The sequence below is a fragment of the Mucilaginibacter calamicampi genome (genome assembly GCF_042676765.1).
GTDB classification, from domain to species: Bacteria; Bacteroidota; Bacteroidia; order Sphingobacteriales; family Sphingobacteriaceae; genus Mucilaginibacter; species Mucilaginibacter calamicampi.
Genome location: NZ_JBHTHU010000001.1, coordinates 421221 through 443935, shown reverse-complemented (window position 1 = coordinate 443935; position 22715 = coordinate 421221). Strand labels below are relative to the sequence as shown.

20 protein-coding genes are annotated in these 22715 nt (G+C 42.2%); 15 read left to right on the top strand and 5 right to left on the bottom strand.

Going from position 1 to position 22715, the window contains the following annotated elements:
• The first annotated feature begins 30 nt into the window (after window positions 1-30).
• The 8 genes from ACFQZS_RS01945 to ACFQZS_RS01910 all read left to right on the top strand — a co-directional run bounded on the left by ACFQZS_RS01945 (window position 31) and on the right by ACFQZS_RS01910 (window position 6573).
• Window positions 31-996, top strand: a complete 966-nt coding sequence (locus ACFQZS_RS01945; protein ID WP_377096785.1) for a glycosyltransferase family 4 protein — start codon at window positions 31-33, stop codon at window positions 994-996.
• The gene (locus tag ACFQZS_RS01940) at window positions 986-1849 is read left to right on the top strand and encodes an ABC transporter permease (protein WP_377096783.1); all 864 of its coding nucleotides are present in this window, start codon (window positions 986-988) and stop codon (window positions 1847-1849) included. Before ACFQZS_RS01945 ends, ACFQZS_RS01940 begins: the two co-directional genes overlap by 11 nt.
• Window positions 1850-1965: 116 nt before the next feature.
• The gene (locus ACFQZS_RS01935; protein ID WP_377096782.1) at window positions 1966-3105 is read left to right on the top strand and encodes an XrtY-associated glycosyltransferase XYAG1; all 1140 of its coding nucleotides are present in this window, start codon (window positions 1966-1968) and stop codon (window positions 3103-3105) included.
• A complete protein-coding gene (locus tag ACFQZS_RS01930) occupies window positions 3098-3718 on the top strand; it encodes a class I SAM-dependent methyltransferase (protein ID WP_377096780.1) in 621 nt (206 codons plus the stop codon). The genes ACFQZS_RS01935 and ACFQZS_RS01930 overlap by 8 nt, the downstream gene beginning before the upstream one ends.
• Window positions 3715-4581, top strand: a complete 867-nt coding sequence (locus ACFQZS_RS01925) for a glycosyltransferase family 2 protein (RefSeq protein WP_377096778.1) — start codon at window positions 3715-3717, stop codon at window positions 4579-4581. Before ACFQZS_RS01930 ends, ACFQZS_RS01925 begins: the two co-directional genes overlap by 4 nt.
• Window positions 4568-5116, top strand: a complete 549-nt coding sequence (gene xrtY / locus ACFQZS_RS01920; protein WP_377096776.1) for an exosortase Y — start codon at window positions 4568-4570, stop codon at window positions 5114-5116. The genes ACFQZS_RS01925 and xrtY overlap by 14 nt, the downstream gene beginning before the upstream one ends.
• The gene (locus ACFQZS_RS01915) at window positions 5103-5657 is read left to right on the top strand and encodes a WcaF family extracellular polysaccharide biosynthesis acetyltransferase (protein WP_377096774.1); all 555 of its coding nucleotides are present in this window, start codon (window positions 5103-5105) and stop codon (window positions 5655-5657) included. Before xrtY ends, ACFQZS_RS01915 begins: the two co-directional genes overlap by 14 nt.
• Window positions 5658-5661: 4 nt before the next feature.
• Complete coding sequence (locus ACFQZS_RS01910; protein ID WP_377096773.1) at window positions 5662-6573, top strand: cation diffusion facilitator family transporter; 912 nt, start codon at window positions 5662-5664, stop codon at window positions 6571-6573.
• Window positions 6574-6653: 80 nt separating this feature from the next.
• On the opposite strand, the gene ACFQZS_RS01905 is transcribed toward ACFQZS_RS01910, so the two are convergent.
• Both ACFQZS_RS01905 and ACFQZS_RS01900 read right to left on the bottom strand, forming a co-directional pair.
• Entirely contained in the window at window positions 6654-7202 is a 549-nt protein-coding gene (locus tag ACFQZS_RS01905) for a DUF5606 family protein (RefSeq protein ID WP_377096771.1), read from the bottom strand.
• Window positions 7203-7214: 12 nt separating this feature from the next.
• The gene (locus ACFQZS_RS01900; RefSeq protein WP_377096769.1) at window positions 7215-7676 is read right to left on the bottom strand and encodes a peptidylprolyl isomerase; all 462 of its coding nucleotides are present in this window, start codon (window positions 7674-7676) and stop codon (window positions 7215-7217) included.
• Between the two features lie 201 nt (window positions 7677-7877).
• On the opposite strand from ACFQZS_RS01900, the gene guaA reads away from it, so the two are divergent.
• The 4 genes from guaA to ACFQZS_RS01880 all read left to right on the top strand — a co-directional run bounded on the left by guaA (window position 7878) and on the right by ACFQZS_RS01880 (window position 14312).
• Entirely contained in the window at window positions 7878-9407 is a 1530-nt protein-coding gene (gene guaA / locus ACFQZS_RS01895; RefSeq protein WP_377096768.1) for a glutamine-hydrolyzing GMP synthase, read from the top strand.
• Window positions 9364-10620 carry an ABC transporter substrate-binding protein gene (locus tag ACFQZS_RS01890; RefSeq protein WP_377096766.1) on the top strand — a complete coding sequence of 419 codons (1257 nt, stop codon included), beginning with the start codon at window positions 9364-9366 and terminating at the stop codon, window positions 10618-10620. The genes guaA and ACFQZS_RS01890 overlap by 44 nt, the downstream gene beginning before the upstream one ends.
• Complete coding sequence (locus tag ACFQZS_RS01885) at window positions 10617-11783, top strand: RsmB/NOP family class I SAM-dependent RNA methyltransferase (RefSeq protein WP_377096764.1); 1167 nt, start codon at window positions 10617-10619, stop codon at window positions 11781-11783. Before ACFQZS_RS01890 ends, ACFQZS_RS01885 begins: the two co-directional genes overlap by 4 nt.
• 129 nt (window positions 11784-11912) lie before the next feature.
• Window positions 11913-14312 (top strand): ABC transporter permease, encoded by a 2400-nt coding sequence (locus ACFQZS_RS01880; protein WP_377096763.1) that lies wholly within the window; start codon window positions 11913-11915, stop codon window positions 14310-14312.
• 174 nt (window positions 14313-14486) lie between these two features.
• Here the strand turns inward: ACFQZS_RS01880 and ACFQZS_RS01875 are convergent, their stop codons facing one another.
• Window positions 14487-15068: a MarC family protein gene (locus ACFQZS_RS01875; protein ID WP_377096761.1), complete on the bottom strand. Its 582-nt coding sequence runs from the start codon at window positions 15066-15068 to the stop codon at window positions 14487-14489.
• Window positions 15069-15150: 82 nt separating this feature from the next.
• Entirely contained in the window at window positions 15151-16629 is a 1479-nt protein-coding gene (locus ACFQZS_RS01870; RefSeq protein WP_377096759.1) for an amino acid permease, read from the bottom strand.
• Between the two features lie 173 nt (window positions 16630-16802).
• Between ACFQZS_RS01870 and ACFQZS_RS01865 the strand changes: the two genes are divergently transcribed.
• Window positions 16803-17234 carry a DUF1801 domain-containing protein gene (locus tag ACFQZS_RS01865; RefSeq protein WP_377096758.1) on the top strand — a complete coding sequence of 144 codons (432 nt, stop codon included), beginning with the start codon at window positions 16803-16805 and terminating at the stop codon, window positions 17232-17234.
• A 71-nt stretch (window positions 17235-17305) separates the two neighbouring features.
• Here ACFQZS_RS01865 and ACFQZS_RS01860 read toward each other — a convergent pair whose 3' ends face one another.
• Complete coding sequence (locus ACFQZS_RS01860; RefSeq protein WP_377096756.1) at window positions 17306-19549, bottom strand: sodium-translocating pyrophosphatase; 2244 nt, start codon at window positions 19547-19549, stop codon at window positions 17306-17308.
• 150 nt (window positions 19550-19699) lie between these two features.
• Between ACFQZS_RS01860 and ACFQZS_RS01855 the strand changes: the two genes are divergently transcribed.
• Entirely contained in the window at window positions 19700-21163 is a 1464-nt protein-coding gene (locus ACFQZS_RS01855; protein ID WP_377096754.1) for an APC family permease, read from the top strand.
• Window positions 21135-22553 carry a D-alanyl-D-alanine carboxypeptidase/D-alanyl-D-alanine endopeptidase gene (gene dacB / locus ACFQZS_RS01850; RefSeq protein ID WP_377096752.1) on the top strand — a complete coding sequence of 473 codons (1419 nt, stop codon included), beginning with the start codon at window positions 21135-21137 and terminating at the stop codon, window positions 22551-22553. The genes ACFQZS_RS01855 and dacB overlap by 29 nt, the downstream gene beginning before the upstream one ends.
• Window positions 22554-22715 lie beyond the last annotated feature (162 nt).

The following is a 22715-nucleotide window of genomic DNA, read 5'->3' as shown; positions in this document are numbered from 1 at the left end:
TGGTCAGTTTACGACTGTGATGAACATATAATGCCTAAATACTTGTCTCCATCTAAATTTAAAGGATTCGGAGCAGACCGGGTTAAATTTATTACCGAAGCTGTTAAGCTGGGCAGACAATGCGATACTGTAATTTTAAGCCATATTAATATGGCGGCGGTTGGCTTAGTTATAAAGCTGCTTAACCCTAAATGCAGGCTTATGCTTATTGCGCATGGAATTGAAGTATGGCGGCCGGTCAGTTCTGTAAAAAAGCTGTTTTTAAGACGTTGTGATAAAATTATATGTGTGAGTGAGTTTACGCGTACAGAAGTTATAAAATGGCATAACGTAAGCCCGGCTAAGTGTGTAGTACTAAATAACGCGATAGACCCTTTTATGAAGTTGCCGGCTGAGCTTGATAAGCCTGCCGCGTTACTGGAGCGTTATGGGTTAACCCTTAATAACGATATTCTATTTACACTTACACGGTTGGCTAACACCGAGCAATATAAAGGGTACGACCAGGTAATCAGATCGCTTGCTCAACTAAAAACTAAATTCCCGGAGATAAAATACGTTTTAGCCGGGCAGTATGACGAGGAAGAAAAACAGCGTATAAACAACTTAATTGCGCAACACAACGCCGAAGGGCTGGTAATTTTGTCGGGCTTTATTAATGAAGAAGAACTAACGGATCATTTTTTAATCGCCGATCTTTTTATATTACCAAGTAAAAAAGAAGGCTTCGGAATAGTGTTTATAGAAGCTTTGGCATGTGGACTGCCGGTAATTTGTGGTAATACAGACGGGAGCCTTGATGCTGTAAAACATGGACAACTTGGCACAGCAATAAATCCGGACAATGCCGACGAACTTGAACTCGCGGTAGTAAAACATTTAGAAAACCGCACGTCGTTAACAGAACGGGCAAGTTTACAACAACAGTGCATAAGCTATTTTAACAGCGACACTTACATAGCAAACCTTGAAAAGTTACTTATAAATGATAGATAACGAGCAGCAGGATTGGGACATTGAAATTACCGCCGATAACAAGGTATTGACCCTTGGGTTAAGGGATGTGTGGCATTACCGCGATCTGCTTGTACTATTAGTAAGGCGGGATTTTGTATCATTTTATAAGCAAACCGTTTTAGGGCCCATATGGTTCTTTGTACAGCCTATTGCAACCATTGTAATTTATACCATTGTTTTTGGCACCCTGGCAGGTATACCTGTTGATGGGATACCAAAACCCCTCTTTTATCTGGCAGGCACCATTATATGGAACTACTTTGCCGACTGTATAACAAAAACATCAACTGTATTTAAAGATAATGCCGCTATGCTCGGTAAGGTTTACTTTCCGCGGCTTATAATGCCTTTAAGTATAGTAGCATCAAACCTGATACGCTTTGGCGTGCAGTTTATGCTTTTTATTATTATGTTGGCCGGCTATGCAATAACAGGCAGTGGTTTTGCACCTAACGCTTACCTGTTATTGCTACCTGTACTAATACTGCTTGTTGCCGCCCTTGGGCTGGGCATGGGCATGCTTATATCAGCAGTTACAACCAAATACCGCGACCTTGCCTTTGTAGTTTCCTTCGGTGTGCCGCTGCTTATGTACACCACAACGGTAATATACCCCCTATCAACAGTATTACATAAATACCCTGCATATAGCTGGATAATAAAATTCAATCCCATTACATCTGTTATTGAAACCATCAGGTATGGTTTTTTTAGTAAAGGAACGTTTAGTTGGGAACTGTTGGCCTATAGCAGTTTTGTAACGACTATAATATTACTGTTAGGCATGGTGGTGTTTAATAAAGTTGAAAAAACATTTGTTGATACCGTATAGTAAAGGCACTTTTTGGGGGATGTTTTGAATATCTCTTCAACTCTGTTTTTTAGAGCTTTTGTAACGATGCTTCCTTCTGTTTAAGGTATTTCGGTAGCTTAAATATTAAACCCAATTTGAGAATTTTACAAATAAACGCTTCTTATAAACCGGCTTATATTTATGGCGGCCCCACAATGTCAGTCTCGGCGCTATCAGAACATTTGGTAAAAGCCAAACACGACGTATTGGTACTTACAACTACTGCTAATGGCGAAGAGGAGCTATCCGTTAAACCTAACGCTGCAAAAGTTATAGACGGAGTAAACGTTGTTTATTTTGACCGGATAACAAAAGACCATACCCATTTTTCACCTAAACTATTAAATGCTGTTAGGCAACAAGCCAGTACTTTTAATGTGATACATATACATGCCTGGTGGAATCTGGTATCGGTACTGTCGTGCGCGATAGCGCTTTCAAAAGGTGCTAAGGTTGTTGTTTCGCCGCGCGGCACTTTAAGTAAATACTCTTTTAAGCACAAAAGCGGCTTGTTAAAAAGCGTCTTTCATAAAACCATAGGCCTCAACTTACTACGCAGGTGCGCCATACATGCAACTTCTGCCAGCGAGCAGGAAGAGCTAACTGATCTGATAAATCCCAAACTGATATTTAATATTCCCAACTTTATCCAATTACCCGTTTTTGAACAAAAGGCAAAAGCCGGTGACCGTGATCATACAAAATTGCTTTTCCTCTCGCGGATTGATGAAAAGAAGGGGCTTGATATACTAATAAATGCCCTTGCATTGGTCAATATTCCGTGGAGCCTTAGCATAGCCGGCGATGGTGACGTACGATATATTGAGCGTGTGAAGAAATTGGCTGTGGCAAAAAAAATTGATCATCATATTTCCTGGCTTGGGTTCAGACAATCAGACAAGTTTGAAATTTATCGTCAACATGATCTTTTTATATTGCCATCGCACAACGAAAACTTTGGCAATGTTGTTTTAGAAAGCCTGAGCGTTGGCACTCCGGTTTTAATTAGTAAACATGTGGGTTTGGCCGGGTACGTTAAAGAACATAACTTGGGTTGGATATTTGATCTGGATGAAACCCTACTTAAAAATACGATAGAGCTTGCAGCCAAAGACGTGGATAAACGCCTTGTAATTGAAACCGATGCTCCGGCACTTATAGCAAGCCATTTTGGTGACGACGCGTTGACCCAAAACTACGTTGATATGTATAATCAAATTGACCAAAATGACTGAATACAAAGACTACGGTTTTGAAAGTGAAGAGCCTGCGCATACTTTCTCCTACCTAACCGAAGGGATGCTGTTAATGATAGGCGAAAATAAGCAACAAGCCATTCTTGATATGGGCTGCGGTAACGGATATTTTGCCAACTATTTGATTGAAAAAGGATTTAATGTATACGGTACAGACGCGTCTGTAAAAGGAATAGCCATTGCAAAACGTTCTCATCCCGATAGATTTTTTGTACAGGACATATCTTCTGGTGCCTTACCTGAAGAGTTACGGAACATCAAATTTGACGTAATTATATCTACCGAAGTAATTGAGCATTTGTATGACCCGGAAGGTTTTATAGCTTTCTGTAAAAACCTGCTGGGTTCCTCGGGCCAAATTATTATCTCCACCCCATATCATGGGTATTTTAAAAACCTTTTTTTAAGTGTTTTTAACAAGTGGGATACACATATAAACCCATTGTGGTATGGCGGGCACATAAAGTTATGGTCAAAACATACTTTATCTAAAGCGCTTACTAATGCCGGGTTTACAGTAGTAGCTTTTAAAGGCTGCGGCAGAATTCCGTATTTTTGGAAATCAATGATCATTAAAGCTTCATTGAATTGAAAACACCTTTTTCGTTTGTTATTTTAACCTATAATGAAGAAATGCATTTACCGCGTTTGCTACAATCAATTGCGGGTTTAAATGCGCCTGTTTTTATTCTGGATTCGGGCAGTACAGATAATACATTGGCTATTGCCCAACAATTTGGAGCAGTAACGCTGCAAAACAAATTCATTAATCATCCGCAACAATGGCATCACGCGCTTAACAATTTTGGAATAGAAACCCCTTGGGTTATCTGTCTTGACGCTGACCAAATTGTTAGCGAAATACTGAGGCAAAAACTACTGAACTTCAACGGCGAGGAATATGATAAAATAGATGGCATATATTTTAACAGAAAATACGTTTTTAAAGGGCAGTGGATAAAACATGGGGGATATTATCCGTTTTACCAGCTCAAAATGTTTAAATACGGTGTTGGATATTCGGATTTGAATGAGCACATGGACCACAGGTTTGTGGTACCCGGCAATACGGTGATCTGGAAAGAAGGCCTTATTGTAGAAGAGAACTTTAAAGAGAACAACATAAGTTTTTGGCTGGATAAACACAACCGCTATAGCGATCTGGTAGCCCAGGAAGAGGTTGAACGTATGCAGTCTTTACGTGAGCAAACTGTTAAACCTCGCTTATCAGGCACGCCAGACGAGCGCACGGCCTGGCGTAAGCAGCTTTGGTGGAAATTACCCAGATATATACGCCCCATGCTTTATTTAACCCAACGAATGATATTTCAGCTTGGCCTTTTGGATGGACGCACCGGCATTATTTATCATTTTTTGCAAAGCTTTTGGTTCAGGCTGGTTGTAGATATAAAAATAGACGAACTACTTAAACAGCAGCGCGATGTTAAAAAGTAAGCCCATCAAGTTCGCTGTAGTTTTTATTGCGCTGTTTGTTGTATTCTACTATTTCAACATTGGCTTTTTTAGCATTACCAGCCCGCAATCGCAAAACTACAATCACTTTATTGCCGATAATTTTAATTACATAAGGATACTTAGGCACCTGCTGCTGCTGTCTACATCATTCTTGCTGCATTGCGCGGGTTATGCCACTATTATGAACGAGTATGAGATCTTAGTGGCCGGTCGCGGAGGTATCCGGTTAGTTTACTCCTGCCTCGGCCTCGGTTTAATGAGTTTTTTTACCGCTTTCGTATTAGCTTACCCTAAAGCATTTAAACAGAAAGTAGTTTTTTTAATTGCAGGGTTGTTTGTAATTCAGTTGCTCAATATTATACGGATGGCCATTGTAGCTTTATTTTGGGGAAGACGTGCTCAAAACATAATTGATCATCATATTATATTTAATTCAATTATATACCTTGTTATTGGGATAGCACTTTATTTTTGGGTAACAGCCGACGATAGAAAAAATCATGCAAAAAACTAATCTTTCTGCATATAATAATTCGCCTTACCACCCCGGTGGTTCCATGCTTAAAAGGGTACTTTGGTATTATGTTAATGCCATGTTCCTAAAAAGTAGTCTGCTGCCGTTTTATGGGTTTAAAAATGCCTTGCTTCGTCTGTTTGGAGCAACAATTGGCAAGGGTGTCGAAATAAAACCCTGTGTTAACATAAAATACCCTTGGCTGCTTTCCGTAGGCGATCATGTTTGGATAGGCGAAGATGTGTGGATTGATAACCTGGTGATGGTGACAATAGGCTCTAATGTATGTTTGTCGCAAGGTGCACTGCTGCTAACCGGCAGTCATAACTATAAAAAGGAAGCTTTTAACCTTATAACAGGCAACATTGTGCTACAAGACGGCGTTTGGATAGGGGCAAAATCTATAGTAAATCAGGGCATTATCGCGGCATCGCATGCCGTACTGGCAAGTGGGTCTGTAGCAACAAAAAACCTCGACGCCTTTAGCGTTTACCAGGGTAATCCTGCTGTAAAAGTTAGAGACCGCGTATTAGAAAATTAATTCCATGAGTCACGATCATTCGCATCATCACCACGACCACGCCCCCAAGCTAGACCACATTAATAAGGCCTTTATTTGGGGTATTATACTTAATTCGGTTTTTGTGGTAGTAGAGGCAATTGCGGGATTTATTACCGGATCACTTTCTTTATTAACTGATGCCGGCCACAACCTAAGCGACGTTGCAAGCCTTGCATTGGCGCTGCTTGCCTTTAAAATGGCTAAAGTGAGCTCGAGTAAACTATATACTTATGGCTACAAACGCGCTACCATACTGGTATCATTCTTCAACGCGATTATATTAGTTGCTACCGTTTTGGTGATTGTTTACGAGGCCGTTATGCGCTTTATACATCCGCAGCCAATATCCGGCGAGACAGTTGCCTGGGTTGCGCTGGTAGGTATTGCCATTAACGGTTTTACGGCGTGGCTATTTATTAAAGATAAAGATAAGGACCTTAATATTAAAGGTGCCTACATGCACATGGCTGTTGACGCGATGGTTTCATTGGGTGTGGTTATCTCGGGCGTAATAATACTGCTTACCAGGTTATGGTGGATAGACAGCCTAGTAAGTATAATTATTGCCATTGTTATTTTACGCGGAACGTGGAGCTTATTTAAAGACAGCCTACGTTTAGAGATGGACGGCGTACCGCGCGAGATGGAGCTGGAAAAAATAAAAACTGAGTTACTTAAAAACAGCAGTGTGGTTAGCATCCATCATGTGCATGTTTGGGCTATAAGTACCACAGAGAATGCGCTTACCGCGCACATAGTTATATCAGAAGAAAGTTTGCAGGCTTTTAATGAAATTAAGCACGACCTTAAACACCGGCTGCAGCACATGAATATTTCGCACTGCACATTTGAACCGGAATTTACAGACGAGAAATGTAAACAGCAGGACTGCTAAAACTCCCGCAAAAAGCTATATAAACAAAAATGCCTCCGACACATCGGAGGCATTTTTGTTTTATGATCACTTTCAGATTATTACTTCTTTGCAGGAGCCTTTTTAGCTTTTGGAGCTTTATCAGTATCAGCAACTTCAGCTTTAGCTGCTTTAGCAGGCTTGGCTTTAGCTGGTGCTTCCGAAGGGGCCGCAACTTCAGCTACGGCTGTTTCTTCAACTACCGTATCCTCAACAGCAGGTTGCTTTGCTTCCTCATTAAACAAAGGCATATCTTTAAGCAAATTATACCAGGTAATGATCTTTTTTATATCAGACGAGTATACTCTTTCTTCGTCATGGTCAGGCGCTACTTCTCTAAAAAACTTTCTCAAAGTATTGCCATCAGCCTTAGCATCCGGAACATTTGCTGAGCTTTTTATACGTTCAAAGATATCGGTAAGCTTAATATCATCATCTTCACCAAAAACGGTTATCTCATCAAGTGCAGCCATTTTAGCTGTTGAAAGATTGGCTACCATCTTCGTTTTTTGCGCGTCAAGGCTCTCCAATATAAACCCGGTTTTGTTTTGAACTAACGCTTTCCACAATCCCGGCTTGCCCGATACCGCTACTATTGCCTGTAAATTCATATGCTTAGAATACTATTCTTCTGTAATTTCAATACTGGTTATCTTATCTCCCTGTCTTATGTCATCAACCACGTCAACATTCTCAATAACCTTACCAAAACAAGTATGGTTTCTGTCTAAATGCGCGGTATTGTTGCGGCTATGGCAAATAAAGAACTGTGAACCGCCTGTGTTACGACCTGCATGTGCCATTGATAACACACCACGATCATGATATTGCAGTTCGCCGGTAAGCTCGCAATCTATGTGGTAACCCGGACCACCACTACCTGCGCGGTAAGCAGTTGCAGCATCTTTAGAGAACGGGCAGCCGCCTTGTACCATAAAATTAGGTATAACACGGTGAAAAGATAATCCGTTGTAAAATCCTTCCTTAGCCAGTTTTTTAAAGTTAGCTACTGTGTTAGGGGCGTCAGTATCGTAAAACTCAACTGTCATGTCGCCTTTTTCAGTTTTTATAATCGCTTTGCTCATAGTGTGATGATAGCTTTTTCGTTTATTTTTAATGGGTAGCAAAGGTAGTAAAAATTGGCAATTGAAAAAGCTCATGTCTTTAAATAACGATGGGTTTGAACTCGTAGTTATTTACACACGCGCATTCGCATCCAACCAAATATTAAAATCCGAAATTGAAAATTCGAAATCCGATATCCCCAAAAAATCCTATCTTTGCCCATGCAAGAAAAAATCCTCATTCTTGACTTCGGCTCTCAATTCACTCAGCTTATAGCACGCCGCGTCAGAGAACTCAATATCTACTGCGAGATACACCCCTTTAACAAGATCCCTGAAATTGACGACAACACCAAAGGTATCATCCTTTCGGGCAGCCCTTTTTCTGTTCGCCAGGAGGATGCGCTTCACTTTGATTTTGCCAGGTATCATGGTCAGTTGCCAATTTTGGCAGTATGTTATGGCGCGCAGTATGTAGCGCATTTTAATGGCGGCGAGGTACTGCCATCAAGCACGCGCGAGTATGGCCGTGCGCACTTGCATTATATTGAAAACGCGAATCCTTTATTTAAGCAGATCTATCCCGGTTCGCAGGTTTGGATGTCGCACGGTGATACCATAGCTAAAATTGCGGATAACTTTGAAGTGATTGCCAGTACAGACAGCGTACGCGTTGCAGCTTACCAGATAAGCGGCACACAAACTTACGGTATCCAGTTTCACCCCGAGGTTACCCACAGCATTGATGGGCGCCAGCTATTAGAAAACTTTCTGGTTGATATTTGCGGCTGCGCACAGGATTGGACATCAGACTCCTTCATTGAAACTACTATTGCAGAATTACGTGAGAAATTAGGCGATGATAAAGTTGTGCTTGGCCTTTCAGGCGGTGTTGACTCTTCGGTAGCTGCTGTTTTGTTGCACCAGGCCATCGGTAAAAACCTGCATTGCATATTTGTTGATAATGGCTTACTGCGTAAAGATGAATACCAATCGGTATTAGATTCCTACCAGCACATGGGCCTTAATATAAAAGGTATTGATGCCAAACAACGCTTTTACGATGCGCTGGCCGGTATAAGCGACCCTGAGAAAAAACGCAAGGCCATTGGCCGGGTATTTATTGAGGTATTTGATGATGCGGCACACGAGGTACAAGATGTTAAATGGTTGGGACAAGGAACCATCTATCCGGATGTTATTGAGTCGCTATCAGTAAAAGGTCCATCAGCTACTATCAAATCTCACCATAACGTGGGTGGTTTGCCTGATTTTATGAAACTAAAGGTTGTAGAGCCTTTAAATACTTTATTTAAAGACGAAGTGCGCCGTGTTGGCAAGGCTTTAAATATCGACGCAAATATTTTAGGCCGTCACCCTTTCCCGGGGCCGGGATTGGCTATCAGAATATTAGGTGACGTTACGCCCGAAAAAGTTGCTATATTACAGGAGGCCGATGCAATTTATATAAACAATTTACGCGCTTCCGGCCTTTATGATAAAGTTTGGCAGGCGGGCGCTATATATTTACCTGTGCAATCTGTGGGTGTTATGGGCGATGAGCGCACTTACGAGAATGTAGTTTGTTTGCGCGCTGTTGAATCATTGGATGGCATGACAGCTGATTGGTGCCATTTGCCGTATGATGTATTGGCGAAGATCTCTAACGAGATAATTAACAACGTTAAAGGAATTAACCGGGTAGTATATGATATCAGTTCAAAACCACCTGCTACAATTGAGTGGGAATAAATGGTTATGGTTGTTTTTAATGATGCTGGGGCTGGGTGCATGTTCTCCAAAAGTGCAGCCCCCTGCCCCATCAGTAAAAACAGCAACTGAAGAAAAGCCTGAGGTAGTAAAAGTACAGCCAAAACCGGTGGTTGTGCCCCCGGCTAAAACCAGCGTTGTTTCGTTAATATTGCCTTTTGCCTTAAATAATTTAAGTGCCGGTTATACCAACGAAGGGCTTAAACAGGCTAATCTTTCCGTTGATTTTTATCAGGGGTTTAAAATGGCGCTTGATTCGCTTACAGCTTTTGGTTATAATTATGAACTGCATGTATTTGATACGCAGGGACAAACCAGTCAATCGCACGCTTTAGCCTATAATTCGCAGATACGTGTTAGCGATCTGATAGTGGGCCCGGTTTTCCCGGAGGATATGAAGGCATTTGCAAGTGTATTGAAAAGCGCGCGCAATCCCATTATTTCGCCCTTATCCCCCGCCGCACCATCGTCTATCGGCAATCAAAATCTGATAACAGTTACGCCGCCGCTGCAATATCACGCCATAGCTGCCGCCAAATATGCCACAGGGAAAGTGAAAGCCAAGAGAATTTTCATTTTAAACTCAGGCTTCACAGCAGATAAGGAATATATTGGCTATTTTAAAAAAGCGGTAGATAGCTTAACGAAAAAAACAGTCCAGTTTACAGAAGTAGTTGTTTCTAAAGGCGATTTAAGCACTATTATTCCACGCCTGTCGCCCACTACGGAGAATGTGTTTGTTGTGTCTTCTACCAATCAACAATTCTTGATGGTCACCTTGCAGTCGCTTGATGACTTGAGTACTAAATACCCGGTAACCCTGTTCGGGCACCCTAACTGGGAAAAAGTTACGTTTTTAAAAGCAGAGCTATTGCAACGCCTTAAAACACATATCACCAGCTCAGACAGGGTAAACTATAAGGCGGCTTCAACTGTAAAGTTTTTACGCAACTACAGAAAGATATATAAAATAGAACCGTCTGAATATGCTATTAAGGGGTTTGACGAGGGTATGTATTTTGGCAAGTTATTGGCTAACAGCGGTACCGCCAATATAAAACCTGATCTGGAAAAAACCGACTTTACCGGTATACACAGTGATTTCAATTTTGTGGGGCTGGCCGGTGCGGGCTGGGTAAATACCTATGTTGATGTGCTCACTTATGTCAATTTTGAATTAAAAAAGGTTGAATGAAGGCAATAAACCAGCTTAAAACGTTTCAGCGGATTGTGGATGAATATCCGGCGGAAACCCCTTTAAGCAAATTTTTACCCGGTTTTTACAGGCAAAACAAGCAAATGGGCTCAACCGATCGCCGCGTAGCAGGCCGATTGGTTTATAACTATTTCCGCCTGGGCCGCGCCTTAAGCGACTTGCCAAGCGACGAGCGTGTTGTGGTGGCTGATTTTTTATGTAATACCCAAACCAACTCCTTCCTGCAGCATTTTAAACCCGATTGGGCCGCCTGCGTTAATTTTGATATTAACGAAAAGATAGATCTGGTAAAAAAAACCTATCCAATGTTTAATCTGGATGATGTTTTTCCATGGGCGGGTGCGCTTTCTGATGGGATTGACCGCAAAGCATTCCTACAGTCGTTTTTTGTGCAGCCCGACCTATATATACGCGTAAATACGGGGTTTGAACATTTGGTAAAGGCCGAACTGAATGGCGGTTCAATAGCTTTTAAAGATGAGGGTAACGGTTGCTTAGCCTTACCCAACGGCACCAGGCTTGAAACGGTAATATCTAACCCGCGCTGGTATGAGGTGCAAGACAAATCATCGCAACAAACTGCCAACTATTTTAAACCGCAAAAATGGGAAGCGTGGTGGGATGCCTGCGCGGCATCTGGTGGAAAATCGTTGCTGTTACACGGCCTTGAACCCACAGTGAAGTTGGTTGTGTCAGACATCCGGGAGTCCATCCTGTCTAATCTGGATGAGCGTTTCCGCTCGGCGGGTTTGTTAAAATATCAAAAAAAACAGCTTGACCTGATGCAAAACGTAGATCAGGAATTGTACAATTACGCTTTTGACGGCATAATACTGGATGCACCTTGCAGCGGCTCGGGCACCTGGGGACGTACCCCCGAAATGATAGCCCAATTTGAGACACATAAAATTGAGTTCTTTCAGCAGCTGCAAAAAACTATAGCGGCTAATGTTATTAAGTACCTTAAACCCGGCCAACCACTTATTTACATTACCTGCTCTGCCTTTAAGGCCGAAAATGAGGATGTGGTGAATTATCTGATAGAAAAAGGGCTGAAACTTGAAGAAATGAAGGTTTTAAAAGGTTATGAGCGTAAGGCGGATACTATGTTTGTAGCGAGATTGAGCCCCCCGGCCCCCTAAAGGGGGAGCACTGCTAAATATTGCCGGCAATAGTTCAACTTTAAAGTTAGGGGCTAACGTTAAATAATGTTAATCTTTTCACTGTTTGGGGCTTAGCGTTTATTTTAGCTTATAAATAAGCCCTACACTATGCTGCAAAATTACTTAATTATTGCCTGGCGAAACATCTGGAAACACAAGTTTTTCTCGCTCATTAATATTTTCGGCCTTGCCATGGGCATCTCTTTTACATTGGTTATTGCCGTTTATATTTGGCAGGAATCAACCGTTAACAGCGAGTTAAGAAACGCCGATAATCAGTACCTCATTCGCAGCAAATGGAAAAAAGACGGGATCGGTTATGATTTCTTAACGCTTGCCGGGTTACCGCGGGCCTTAAAACAAAACTACCCCCACCTTATAGCCAATTATTATCATTGGGATGGCGTGAGCTCTAACGTATCAAAAGGCAACAAGGTTTTCCGTGAAAACCTACAGGTAGGCGACAGCTCTTTTATTAACATGTATGGCTTTAAGCTGTTATCCGGCAATGCCGCTACCGCGTTAACAGATCCTTTTTCGGTAGTTATAACAGAAGAAAAAGCGATAAAATATTTTGGCAATGCAGAATGCGTTGGCCAAACGCTAACCATTGAAAGCTTTAAAGGCGACAAGCACGATTTTACAGTAACCGGTGTATTAGCAAAATACAATAAAAACTCAGTAACCAGTATAATTGAACGCAGCAACAGTGCCTTTTTTCTACCCGCCGAAGCAGCAAAATTTTTAGGTCGCGATTTGGATGCATGGCCCAATACGGTGGTTGCCGGATTGGTGGAATTAAAACAAGGTGTTAAACCTGCTGATCTGGAGGGCCCTATGAAAACGCTTGTAAAAGCCAACGCGCCTGAACGAATTGCGGATAATTTAACACCCTACTTAACCAATCTGCAGGCTTTTTATAGCAAGGACCCAGCGGTTAAAAAATCATTGTTCACGCTGAGCTGCATCGCCGTGTTTATTTTGCTAATGGCGATTATCAATTTCATTAACATTTGCATCAGCCGCTCATCGCAACGTATGAAGGAGATGGGTGTGCGCAAGGTTTTAGGCGGATTAAGAAAACAGCTTATCGGTCAGTTTTTAACAGAATCAATATTAATGGTTTCCATAGCTACACTGCTATCGCCCGGAATATATGTTGTGGCAAAACCCTTTTTTGCCGACCTGTTATCTACCGAAATGACCGGCGTTCTATCTTTTCCTTATTTCTTTTACCTGGGGTTGATAGCTTTCGCCCTGCTAATAGGCTTATTAGCGGGTTTATATCCGGCAATAATACTCTCGTCGCTAAAATCGGTTGATTCATTAAAAGGCAAACGCGACCGCGTTAAAGACAATGTTATATTCAGAAAGGTATTGATAGGGTTTCAGTTCGCTACGGCGGCGGTGGCGTTAGTTGCTGCCATAGTTATTTCAAAACAAATAGACCTGTTTTTTGGCAAAAACCTGGGGTATGATAAAGATTACGTGGTTTACGCGCAACTACCACGGGATTGGTCTAAACGCGGAGTACAAAAAATGCAGCACATCCGTACTCAGCTATCGCAATTGCCGCAGGTAAAATCGGTAACACTATCCTGGGAGATCCCCGATGGCAACAACAGCGGCGCGTTACAAACCTATAAGATCTCAGATAATATTCAACAAGCCTTTTCTTCGCAATTGCTGATAACCGACAATGGTTATGCTAAAACTTATAATATCCATTTAAAGGCCGGTGAGTTTTTTAAAACTACCTATGTACAATCAGACTCGGCCTTAGTGGTGATCAACGAAGCGCAATCAAAAGCCCTGGGATTTAAATCGCCACAGGAAGCGATCGGACAAAAATTCAACGCAGAATTTAACCCAACCTTTACCGTTTGCGGTGTTGTAGACGATTTTCAATTTGGGGCCATGACGGGAGCTGTAGGCCCTATGACGATCATGAACGTTAATCAAAACAACCTGTACAGATATTTTTCAATAAAACTCAAACCAGGCAACACACAGGCCAACCTTACCGCCCTGCAAACAAAATGGGCGGAGCTTTTACCCGGCGCGCCGTTTGAATACAATTTTATGGATGATGCATTGGCTAAGATGTATAAAACAGAACTTCAGCTAAAAAAGGCAGCATACCTGGCTACCGCGCTAGCCATTGTAATTGTGCTTTTAGGGATATTAGGCCTCATATCGCTCAGTATTCAGAAACGCACACGCGAAATTGGCATACGCAAGGTATTAGGCTCTTCAATTAATGGCGTGATAGCATTATTTTTAAAGGATTTTCTTGGTGTTGTAGCTTTAGCCGGACTTATATCATGCCCGTTAGCTTACTGGTTAATGAGCACCTGGCTAAATGGTTACGCCTACAAAATACCGCTGAATGTATTGCCATTTGGTATAGCAATGCTGGTGCTGGTAACAGTTACAACTTTGCTGATCGTTCTGCAAACCATGAAGGCAGCACTGGCTAACCCGGTTAAAAGTTTAAGGACGGAATAGGTGTTGTAGAGTCAAGAATCAAGAGCCAAGAATCAAGAGCCAAGAATCAAGAGCCAAGAATCAAGAGTCAAGAATCAAGAGTCAAGAATCAATACAGATATAAAAATCCAAAGCGTCGAAAGATTTAAATGAGGCGATCCCATATAAAAATCTTGGCTCTTGATTCTTGGCTCTTTAAAGCCCCGTATTATTCCTGAACAGCTTAATTGCTATAGCCAGCAATATAACGCCAAAGGCCTTACGTAATATCTCGATACCTCCGAGGCCGAGCAGCTTCTCCAGCCATTTAACGTTTTTTAATACAAGGTAAACAAACAGGGTATTGATAACTATGGCTGCTATTATATTAGGGGTAGCGTATTGAGATTTAAGCGAAAGTAACGTTGTCATAGTACCCGCCCCGGCTATAAGGGGGAACGCCAGGGGTACTATTGATAATGCCGACGGAAGGTTTTCGTTGGCCTTAAAAAGGTGTATGCCCAGGATCATTTCCATAGCAATAATAAATATTACCAGCGAGCCGGCGATGGCAAAGGACGCTACATCAAGGCCGATAATATCAAGCATCTTCTCGCCAACCAGTAAAAAGGCTATCATAAGCACCAGTACAGCCACACTTGCTTTTTCTGATTGAATATGCCCTGCCCGTTGCCGCAAATCAATTATCACGGGCACGGAGCCTATAATATCAATTATAGCAAACAGGATCATGGTGACGGAAAGGATCTCTCTGAAATTTAAAGCTAATGATGCCATAGCAATGTGTTTAATCAAATATACACAGGTTCAGTTGCAAAAAGTAAAGGCTCTGTATTTCAGAGCCTTTACTTTTTATTATTTACGCCATTGGTGGCTGAGGGTCTTTTGGTACTACAACCACTCCTTTTCTAATTAATGAGTGGTGCTTGCTATACGCAAAGTAAATTATCAGGCCCAGTAACATCCAAACGGCAAGGCGTATCCAGGTATCAAGTGGCAATGCAACCATCATTGATAAACAGATCAAAATACCTGCAACAGGTACAAACGGTACCCATGGCGCTCTGAAAGGGCGTGGTGTATTCGGATCGCTTTTACGCATTACCATTACACCGATACATACCAGCACAAACGCGAATAATGTACCGATAGATACCATCTCGCCTACTATATTAACAGGTACAAATGCAGCGAAAAGGCTTACAAATACCGCAAAAAACAGGTTAGCCTTATATGGGGTTTGGAATTTAGGGTGAACGCTTGAAAAAACTTTAGGTAGCAAACCATCTTTTGACATAGTAAAGAATATACGCGACTGCCCCATCAACATCACCAAAATAACCGAGGTGTAACCTGCAAGTATGGCAATTATTATCCCCTCCTGCAACCATGCATAAGGTGTTTTGGCAATGGCTATAGCTACGGGTGCAGCGCTGCCTTTAAATTCTGTGTAATTGGCTATACCTGTCATTACGTGCGAAAACAGCACATAAAGCAATGTACATACTACCAAAGAACCAATTATACCTATTGGCATACCACGTTTGGGATCCTTAGCTTCCTGTGCTGCTGTTGATACCGCGTCAAAACCGATAAAAGCAAAAAACACAACCCCCGCACCGCGGAAAATACCCGACCAGCCAAATTCACCAAAAGTGCCTGTGTTCTTAGGAATATAGGGTGTATGATTTTCGGCTTTTATAAACTGCCAGCCAACTGCAATAAACACCAATACCACAGCCACCTTTAATATAACAAGCGTGTTATTTACAAATGCAGATTCTTTTGAACCGCGTATTAATAGTAATGAAAGACAAACTATAATAAAAACTGCCGGAAGATTAAAATAACCATGAACAACTGCCCCATCTGCCATAGTTACACTCTCCCATGGTGACATGGTGAGCTGGGGCGGAATTTGTATATCAAAATAATGAAGAAACTTTACCAGGTACTGCGACCAGCTGATGGACACCGTAGCCGCGCCCAATGCATATTCTAACACCAGATCCCAGCCAATAATCCAGGCCACAAACTCACCCATAGTAGCATATGAGTAGGTGTAGGCAGAACCTGCTATGGGTATCATACTGGCAAATTCAGCATAACATAAGCCGGCAAATGCACAACCAATGGCACCAATAATAAACGAAATGGTAACAGCCGGGCCGGCATTATTAGCAGCCGCCAGGCCGGTTAAAGAGAATAAACCGGCACCTATAATGGCACCAATACCCATAGTAACCAAATTAAAGCTACCCAGGGTACGCTTTAATGTGCCTTGACCGGTTTCTGCCGCTTCTTGTAGTAATGTGTCGAGAGGCTTTTTGAATCTCATAAAAATTAATTAATGTGTTCTTTTTTTTCAGTTAATGTTATCTCAAACATAGTTAAATTTTTGCAAAAAAATGTTTGGCAACAATGGGCCACAGAATTTTGACGTGATAGGTTAAAATTGACTTATAATTAAAATAAAGCGAACTTTGAGAGGATAGCATAATTCAATTTTATATGGACGTACAAGAACAGATCAACAGCTATATTACCAGCCACCCCCAACTTAAGCAAAACGATATGCAAGCGTTGCACCAGCGCATACTTCAGGTTTTACCGGGTTGTAAATTGTGGTTTGAAGATGGTAAGAACAGCGACGGCAAAACGGTTTCTAATCCTAACATCGGCTACGGATCTTATATCATAAAATATGCTGATGGAAAGACCCGCGAGTTTTTTCAAATTGGGTTAAGTGCCAACACAACCGGCATCTCTGTATACATCATGGGTATTAAAGATAAAACATATCTACCCCAAACCTTTGGAAAAGACATAGGCAAGGCAAGCATAACGGGATACTGCATTAAGTTTAAATCGTTAAAAGACATCAACATTAATGTGCTGGAAGCGGCAATACGATATGGGGTTGAGGTTACAAGCGAATATTAACGTAGTTAGCCATGACAAATAAAAAAGGGGAAGCTTATAGCTTCCCCTTTTTGTTTATTTAAATCTGATAATCAGATCTTTTTATCTGTTTTAACAACGTGGATGGTGGTTACCACAGGTTGTTTATTCAGCTGATGCTTCACACTCACTTCAGCAGCTTTGCCGGAGTTTAAATGCGGTGCGATAACTAGCGATACGATTGACATTAATTTGATCAAAATATTCATTGACGGACCTGAAGTATCTTTAAACGGATCACCTACGGTATCACCTGTTACTGATGCTTTGTGCGGCTCTGATTTTTTATAATGCATTTCACCGTTTATTTCAACACCTTTTTCGAATGATTTTTTTGCGTTATCCCATGCACCACCGGCATTGCTTTGGAAGATACCCATTAACACACCCGATACCGTTACACCTGCCAATAAACCACCCAATACTTCCGGACCAAAAGCGAAACCAATAATAATTGGGGTAATAAGCGCTATCAAGCCCGGAGCAACCATCTCGCGGATAGAAGCTTGTGTAGAAATAGCAACACATTTCTCGTACTCAGGCTTAGCTTTGTACTCCATAATGCCCGGTATCTCGCGGAACTGGCGGCGAACTTCTTCCACCATCGCCATTGCAGCACGACCAACAGCCGAGATACAAAGTGCAGAGAAGATGAAAGGGATCATACCACCTACAAATAGTCCGGCCAAAACATCTGCTTTATAAATGTCTATATGCTCAATGCCTGCAACACCAACAAAGGCAGCAAACAGCGCCAATGACGTTAATGCAGCAGACGCTATAGCGAAACCTTTACCTGTAGCGGCAGTAGTGTTACCAACAGCATCAAGGTTATCTGTACGGTGACGAACTTCGGGAGGTAATTGGCTCATTTCGGCAATACCACCGGCGTTATCTGCAATAGGGCCAAAAGCATCAATAGCCAACTGCATAGCCGTTGTAGCCATCATACCGGCTGCTGCTATAGCTACGCCGTATAAACCTGCAAAATGGTAAGAGCCAAATATACCTGCTGCCAAAACTATAATCGGAAGAACAGTTGATTCCATACCGATAGCCAAACCACCAATAATGTTGGTTGCATGGCCTGTTGATGATTGCTTAATAATGCTTAAAACCGGGCGCTTACCCATTGCGGTATAATATTCGGTTATGATAGACATTAACGTACCCACCACTAAACCAACTACTATAGCGCTGAATACACCATTTTTGGTAAAAACCAATGCACCCGCTTTTATATTACCGCTTGCATCCAAATCGCGTGTTAAATGCATCGCATCGTTAGGCAACATCCATTGCACTACAAAGTAAGTAGCAACAGCAGTTAAAACTATTGATGCCCAGTTGCCCATGTTCAATGCGTTTTGTACGCTGTCGGTTTCGCTTTTAATACGAACGAAAGCAGCGCCAACTATAGAGAATATCAAACCTAAACCGGCTATAACCATTGGTAATAATATCGGCGCAATTCCGCCCATGTTATCATGCGATACGATCTCGCGACCTAATACCATTGTGGCCAGCATGGTTGCTACGTATGATCCGAATAAATCGGCACCCATACCTGCTACGTCTCCCACGTTATCACCAACGTTATCGGCAATGGTTGCAGGGTTACGCACGTCATCCTCAGGGATGCCCGCTTCAACTTTACCTACAAGGTCGGCACCTACGTCGGCAGCTTTGGTGTAAATACCACCGCCTACACGTGCAAACAGTGCTATTGACTCGGCACCTAATGAGAAACCTGCCAGTACATCAAGGGCCTTAGCCATTGCTTCGCCGTTAACGTCGCCGCCAACGTTTTTAACATACATGGTATAAAACAATATAAATAACGAACCCAGGCCAATGATAGCTAAACCGGCAACACCTAAACCCATTACAGTACCACCTGTAAACGAAACCTTAAGTGCCTGTGCCAAACTTGTTTTGGCAGCCTGCGTTGTACGCACGTTTGATTTAGTAGCAATACGCATCCCAAGGTATCCTGCAAAGGCAGAAAGGAATGCACCTATTACAAACGAAATAGCAATAACAGGGCTTGAGTTAGCCACCGTTGTGCCGCTCCATCCCAATAAAATAGCGGCTATAAATACAAAATACCCAAGTATTTTCCATTCCGCTTTTAAAAATGCCATTGCACCATCGGCAATGTAACCTGATAGTTCGGCCATTTCTCCGCTTCCGGCATCCTGTTTGGTTACCCAGGCAGATTTAATGGCCATGAATAAAATTCCCACTAAACCAAATGCGGGAATTAAATAAATTAAGTAAGAGTTTAAAAAATCCATATAAATTAATCAGTTTTCGTTTTATTTAATCTTCTAGTAATATAAGCGTTTATAATTGGGGGTGCAAAATAGATAAAATTAATTTCTTTACAATACTATGTCAATTATAAAGTTTTTTGATAGCTTAGAAGCTTAAACCTCTAAAACTCTATGGGCAAAACAACTGACCAACCTAAACTAAAACACTCGCTTGGCTTACTTGACGGCACTATGCTGGTTGCCGGCTCCATGATCGGCTCAGGGATATTTATAGTAGCTGCTGATATTACAAGCTATGTGGGCTCTGCAGGTTGGCTTATCGCGGTTTGGCTCATAACCGGTTTTATGACATTAACTGCCGCAGTTAGCTATGGCGAATTGAGTGCTATGTATCCTAAAGCGGGCGGTCAGTACGTTTATTTAAAAGAGGCCTACAATAAGTTTGTAGCCTTTTTATATGGATGGAGCTTATTCGCAGTGATACAAACAGGCACTATTGCCGCGGTTGGTGTTGCTTTTTCCAAGTTTGCCGCGTATGTTGTGCCAACTGCATTGGTGCCTTATGTAAGTGAGGACCATAAGGTTATCGATACCATGATTGGGTCATGGCATTTTACCATTAGTTCGGCGCAATGTGTATCCATATTACTTATAATATTCCTTACCTACATTAATACGCGTGGCGTAAAAAGTGGGAAACTTATACAAAACACATTTACAGTTACCAAATTAGCCAGTTTATTTGGGTTGATAATTTTTGGCTTTATTATGCTTAAACCGGACATTTGGACAGCCAATTGGACGAATGCGTGGGATATTCATCAATTAAATAAAGACGGAAGCATAACTCCGTATACTACGGCAATTGCTTTAGGTGCTATTGCGGCCGCGATGGTAGGTTCTATATTTAGTAGCGACGCCTGGAATAACGTAACCTTTATTGCGGGCGAAATGCGCAACCCCCAGCGCAATGTTGGGCTGAGTTTATTTTTTGGCACCTTGATAGTTACCATAATTTATGTAAGTATTAACCTGGTTTATACAGGTGTATTGCCATTGCTTGATATAGTAAACGCTGAAAAATCAAGAGTAGCCGTTGCAGCATCGCAGGTAATATTTGGCAATATAGGCACGCGGATAATCGCCGTAATGATAATGATATCAACATTTGGCTGTAATAACGGGTTGATCATGTCGGGCGCGCGGGTGTATTACACTATGGCAAAGGACGGTTTATTTTTTAAACGCACCGGCACCTTAAATGAGTTTGCTGTACCCAGCTTTGGTTTGTGGGTACAGTGCCTTATAGCCTGCATACTTTGCCTGAGCGGTAAATATGGCGACCTGCTGGATATGATATCCCTGGTAGCGGTTATCTTCTATATGCTTACCATAATAGGGATATTTATACTGCGCGCCAAACAGCCCAATGCTGAACGACCTTATAAAGCTTTTGGTTACCCGCTGTTACCCGCATTGTATATTATATTAGGTTTAGCTTTCTGCGTGTTGTTGTTATTATATAAGCCGCAATATGCATGGGGCGGATTAATAATAGTTTTAATCGGTATCCCAATATACTTTGTGGCCAACCGTTACTTTAATAATGGAGAAGAAGAGGTTAGCACTACTTAGTTTATTTTTATTAACCGCGGCTACTGCTTTTGCGCAAACGTCCCTGCAACAGCAGATCTCGGCCGCATTTAGTCGACTGCAAAGCGACGAGCAGTGCAAATACGGCACGGTATCATTAACCGTACTGGATGCCAAAACCGGCGAACAAGTATTTGCCGGCAACCCTAACGTTGGTATGGCGCCCGGCTCAACCATGAAAACCGTTACCACCATTACGGCGTACAACCTGTTGGGCAGTGGTTTTACTTACCAAACCCCATTTGGCTATACAGGCAGCATTACCAACGGAACGCTAAACGGCGATATTATTATTAAAGGCAGCGGCGACCCTACCCTGGGCAGCTGGCGATGGACAACCACCAATCGCTCTAACATACTAAACCAACTGGTATCGGCCCTAAAAAAAGCGGGGATTACCAAACTAAACGGAAGAATTATTGGCGATGATAGCTTGTACGGCACACAAGCCATACCTGATGGCTGGATCTGGCAGGATATGGGCACCTATTATGGCGCAGGTGTTAATGCCCTTTGCTGGCATGAGAATCAGTTTGATATTAACCTGCACACCGGCACCGTTGGCTCAGCTGTAAGCATAACAGGCTCTACCCCCGCCATGCCTTACCTTACATTTAAAAGCGAATTGACCACCGGAGCAGCGGGAAGCGGTGACCAGGCCTATCCTTATTTGCCAACGGGAACTACCAATTTAATGTACCTGCGCGGCACGTATGCAACTGATAAAGCTGAGAAGTCTGTGGCAACAGCCATCCCTGATCCAGCTTTTGATATAGCCTATCGCCTGCTGGATACTTTAAAACGCCTTGGAATGGCGGTTAATGTCTCGCCCGAATCAAGCTTAACTTTGGCGGCTAAGAACAAGCCCACACCCGTTATTGCTAACAACCTTTTAAATATTACATCGCCAACATTAGGGCAAATTGTTTACTGGACCAACCGCAAAAGCGTTAATTTATATGCCGAGGAATTGTTAAAAACGATAGCTCTAAAAGACGGAAAAACCGTAACAACAAATAATGCTGTTGAAGTTTTACAAAACTACTGGAAAGGGCGTGGCATTGACCCACACAGCATGGATGTTGCAGATGGCAGCGGCCTCTCACCTGCTAATCGTATTACGTCGCTTACCATTGCCACCATTATGCAAAGCACGCGCAAGGAGCCGTGGTATAATGGGTTTTACGATAGCCTGCCTATTTATAACGATATGCACATGAAAAGCGGCAGCATTTACCACGTGCTGGCTTATACAGGTTTTGTCACCCACCAAGGTCGCGAGTTGTGTTTTTCTATTATGGTGAATAATTATAACGGTAGCACCAGTGGGATACGGACGAAAATGTTTAAGGTGTTGGATGTTTTGAAGTGAGGGTGACTCCACTTATATTCTCCCCAATCGTCATGCTGAACTTGTTTCAGCAACTCACACGCTAAGTAGCCCACACGTTAAGTAACCGAAGTGTCGATGCGCAAAGTTCGTTACCTGTCTGTGGGATGCCGAAACAAGTTCGGCATGACCGGGAGTTATTTT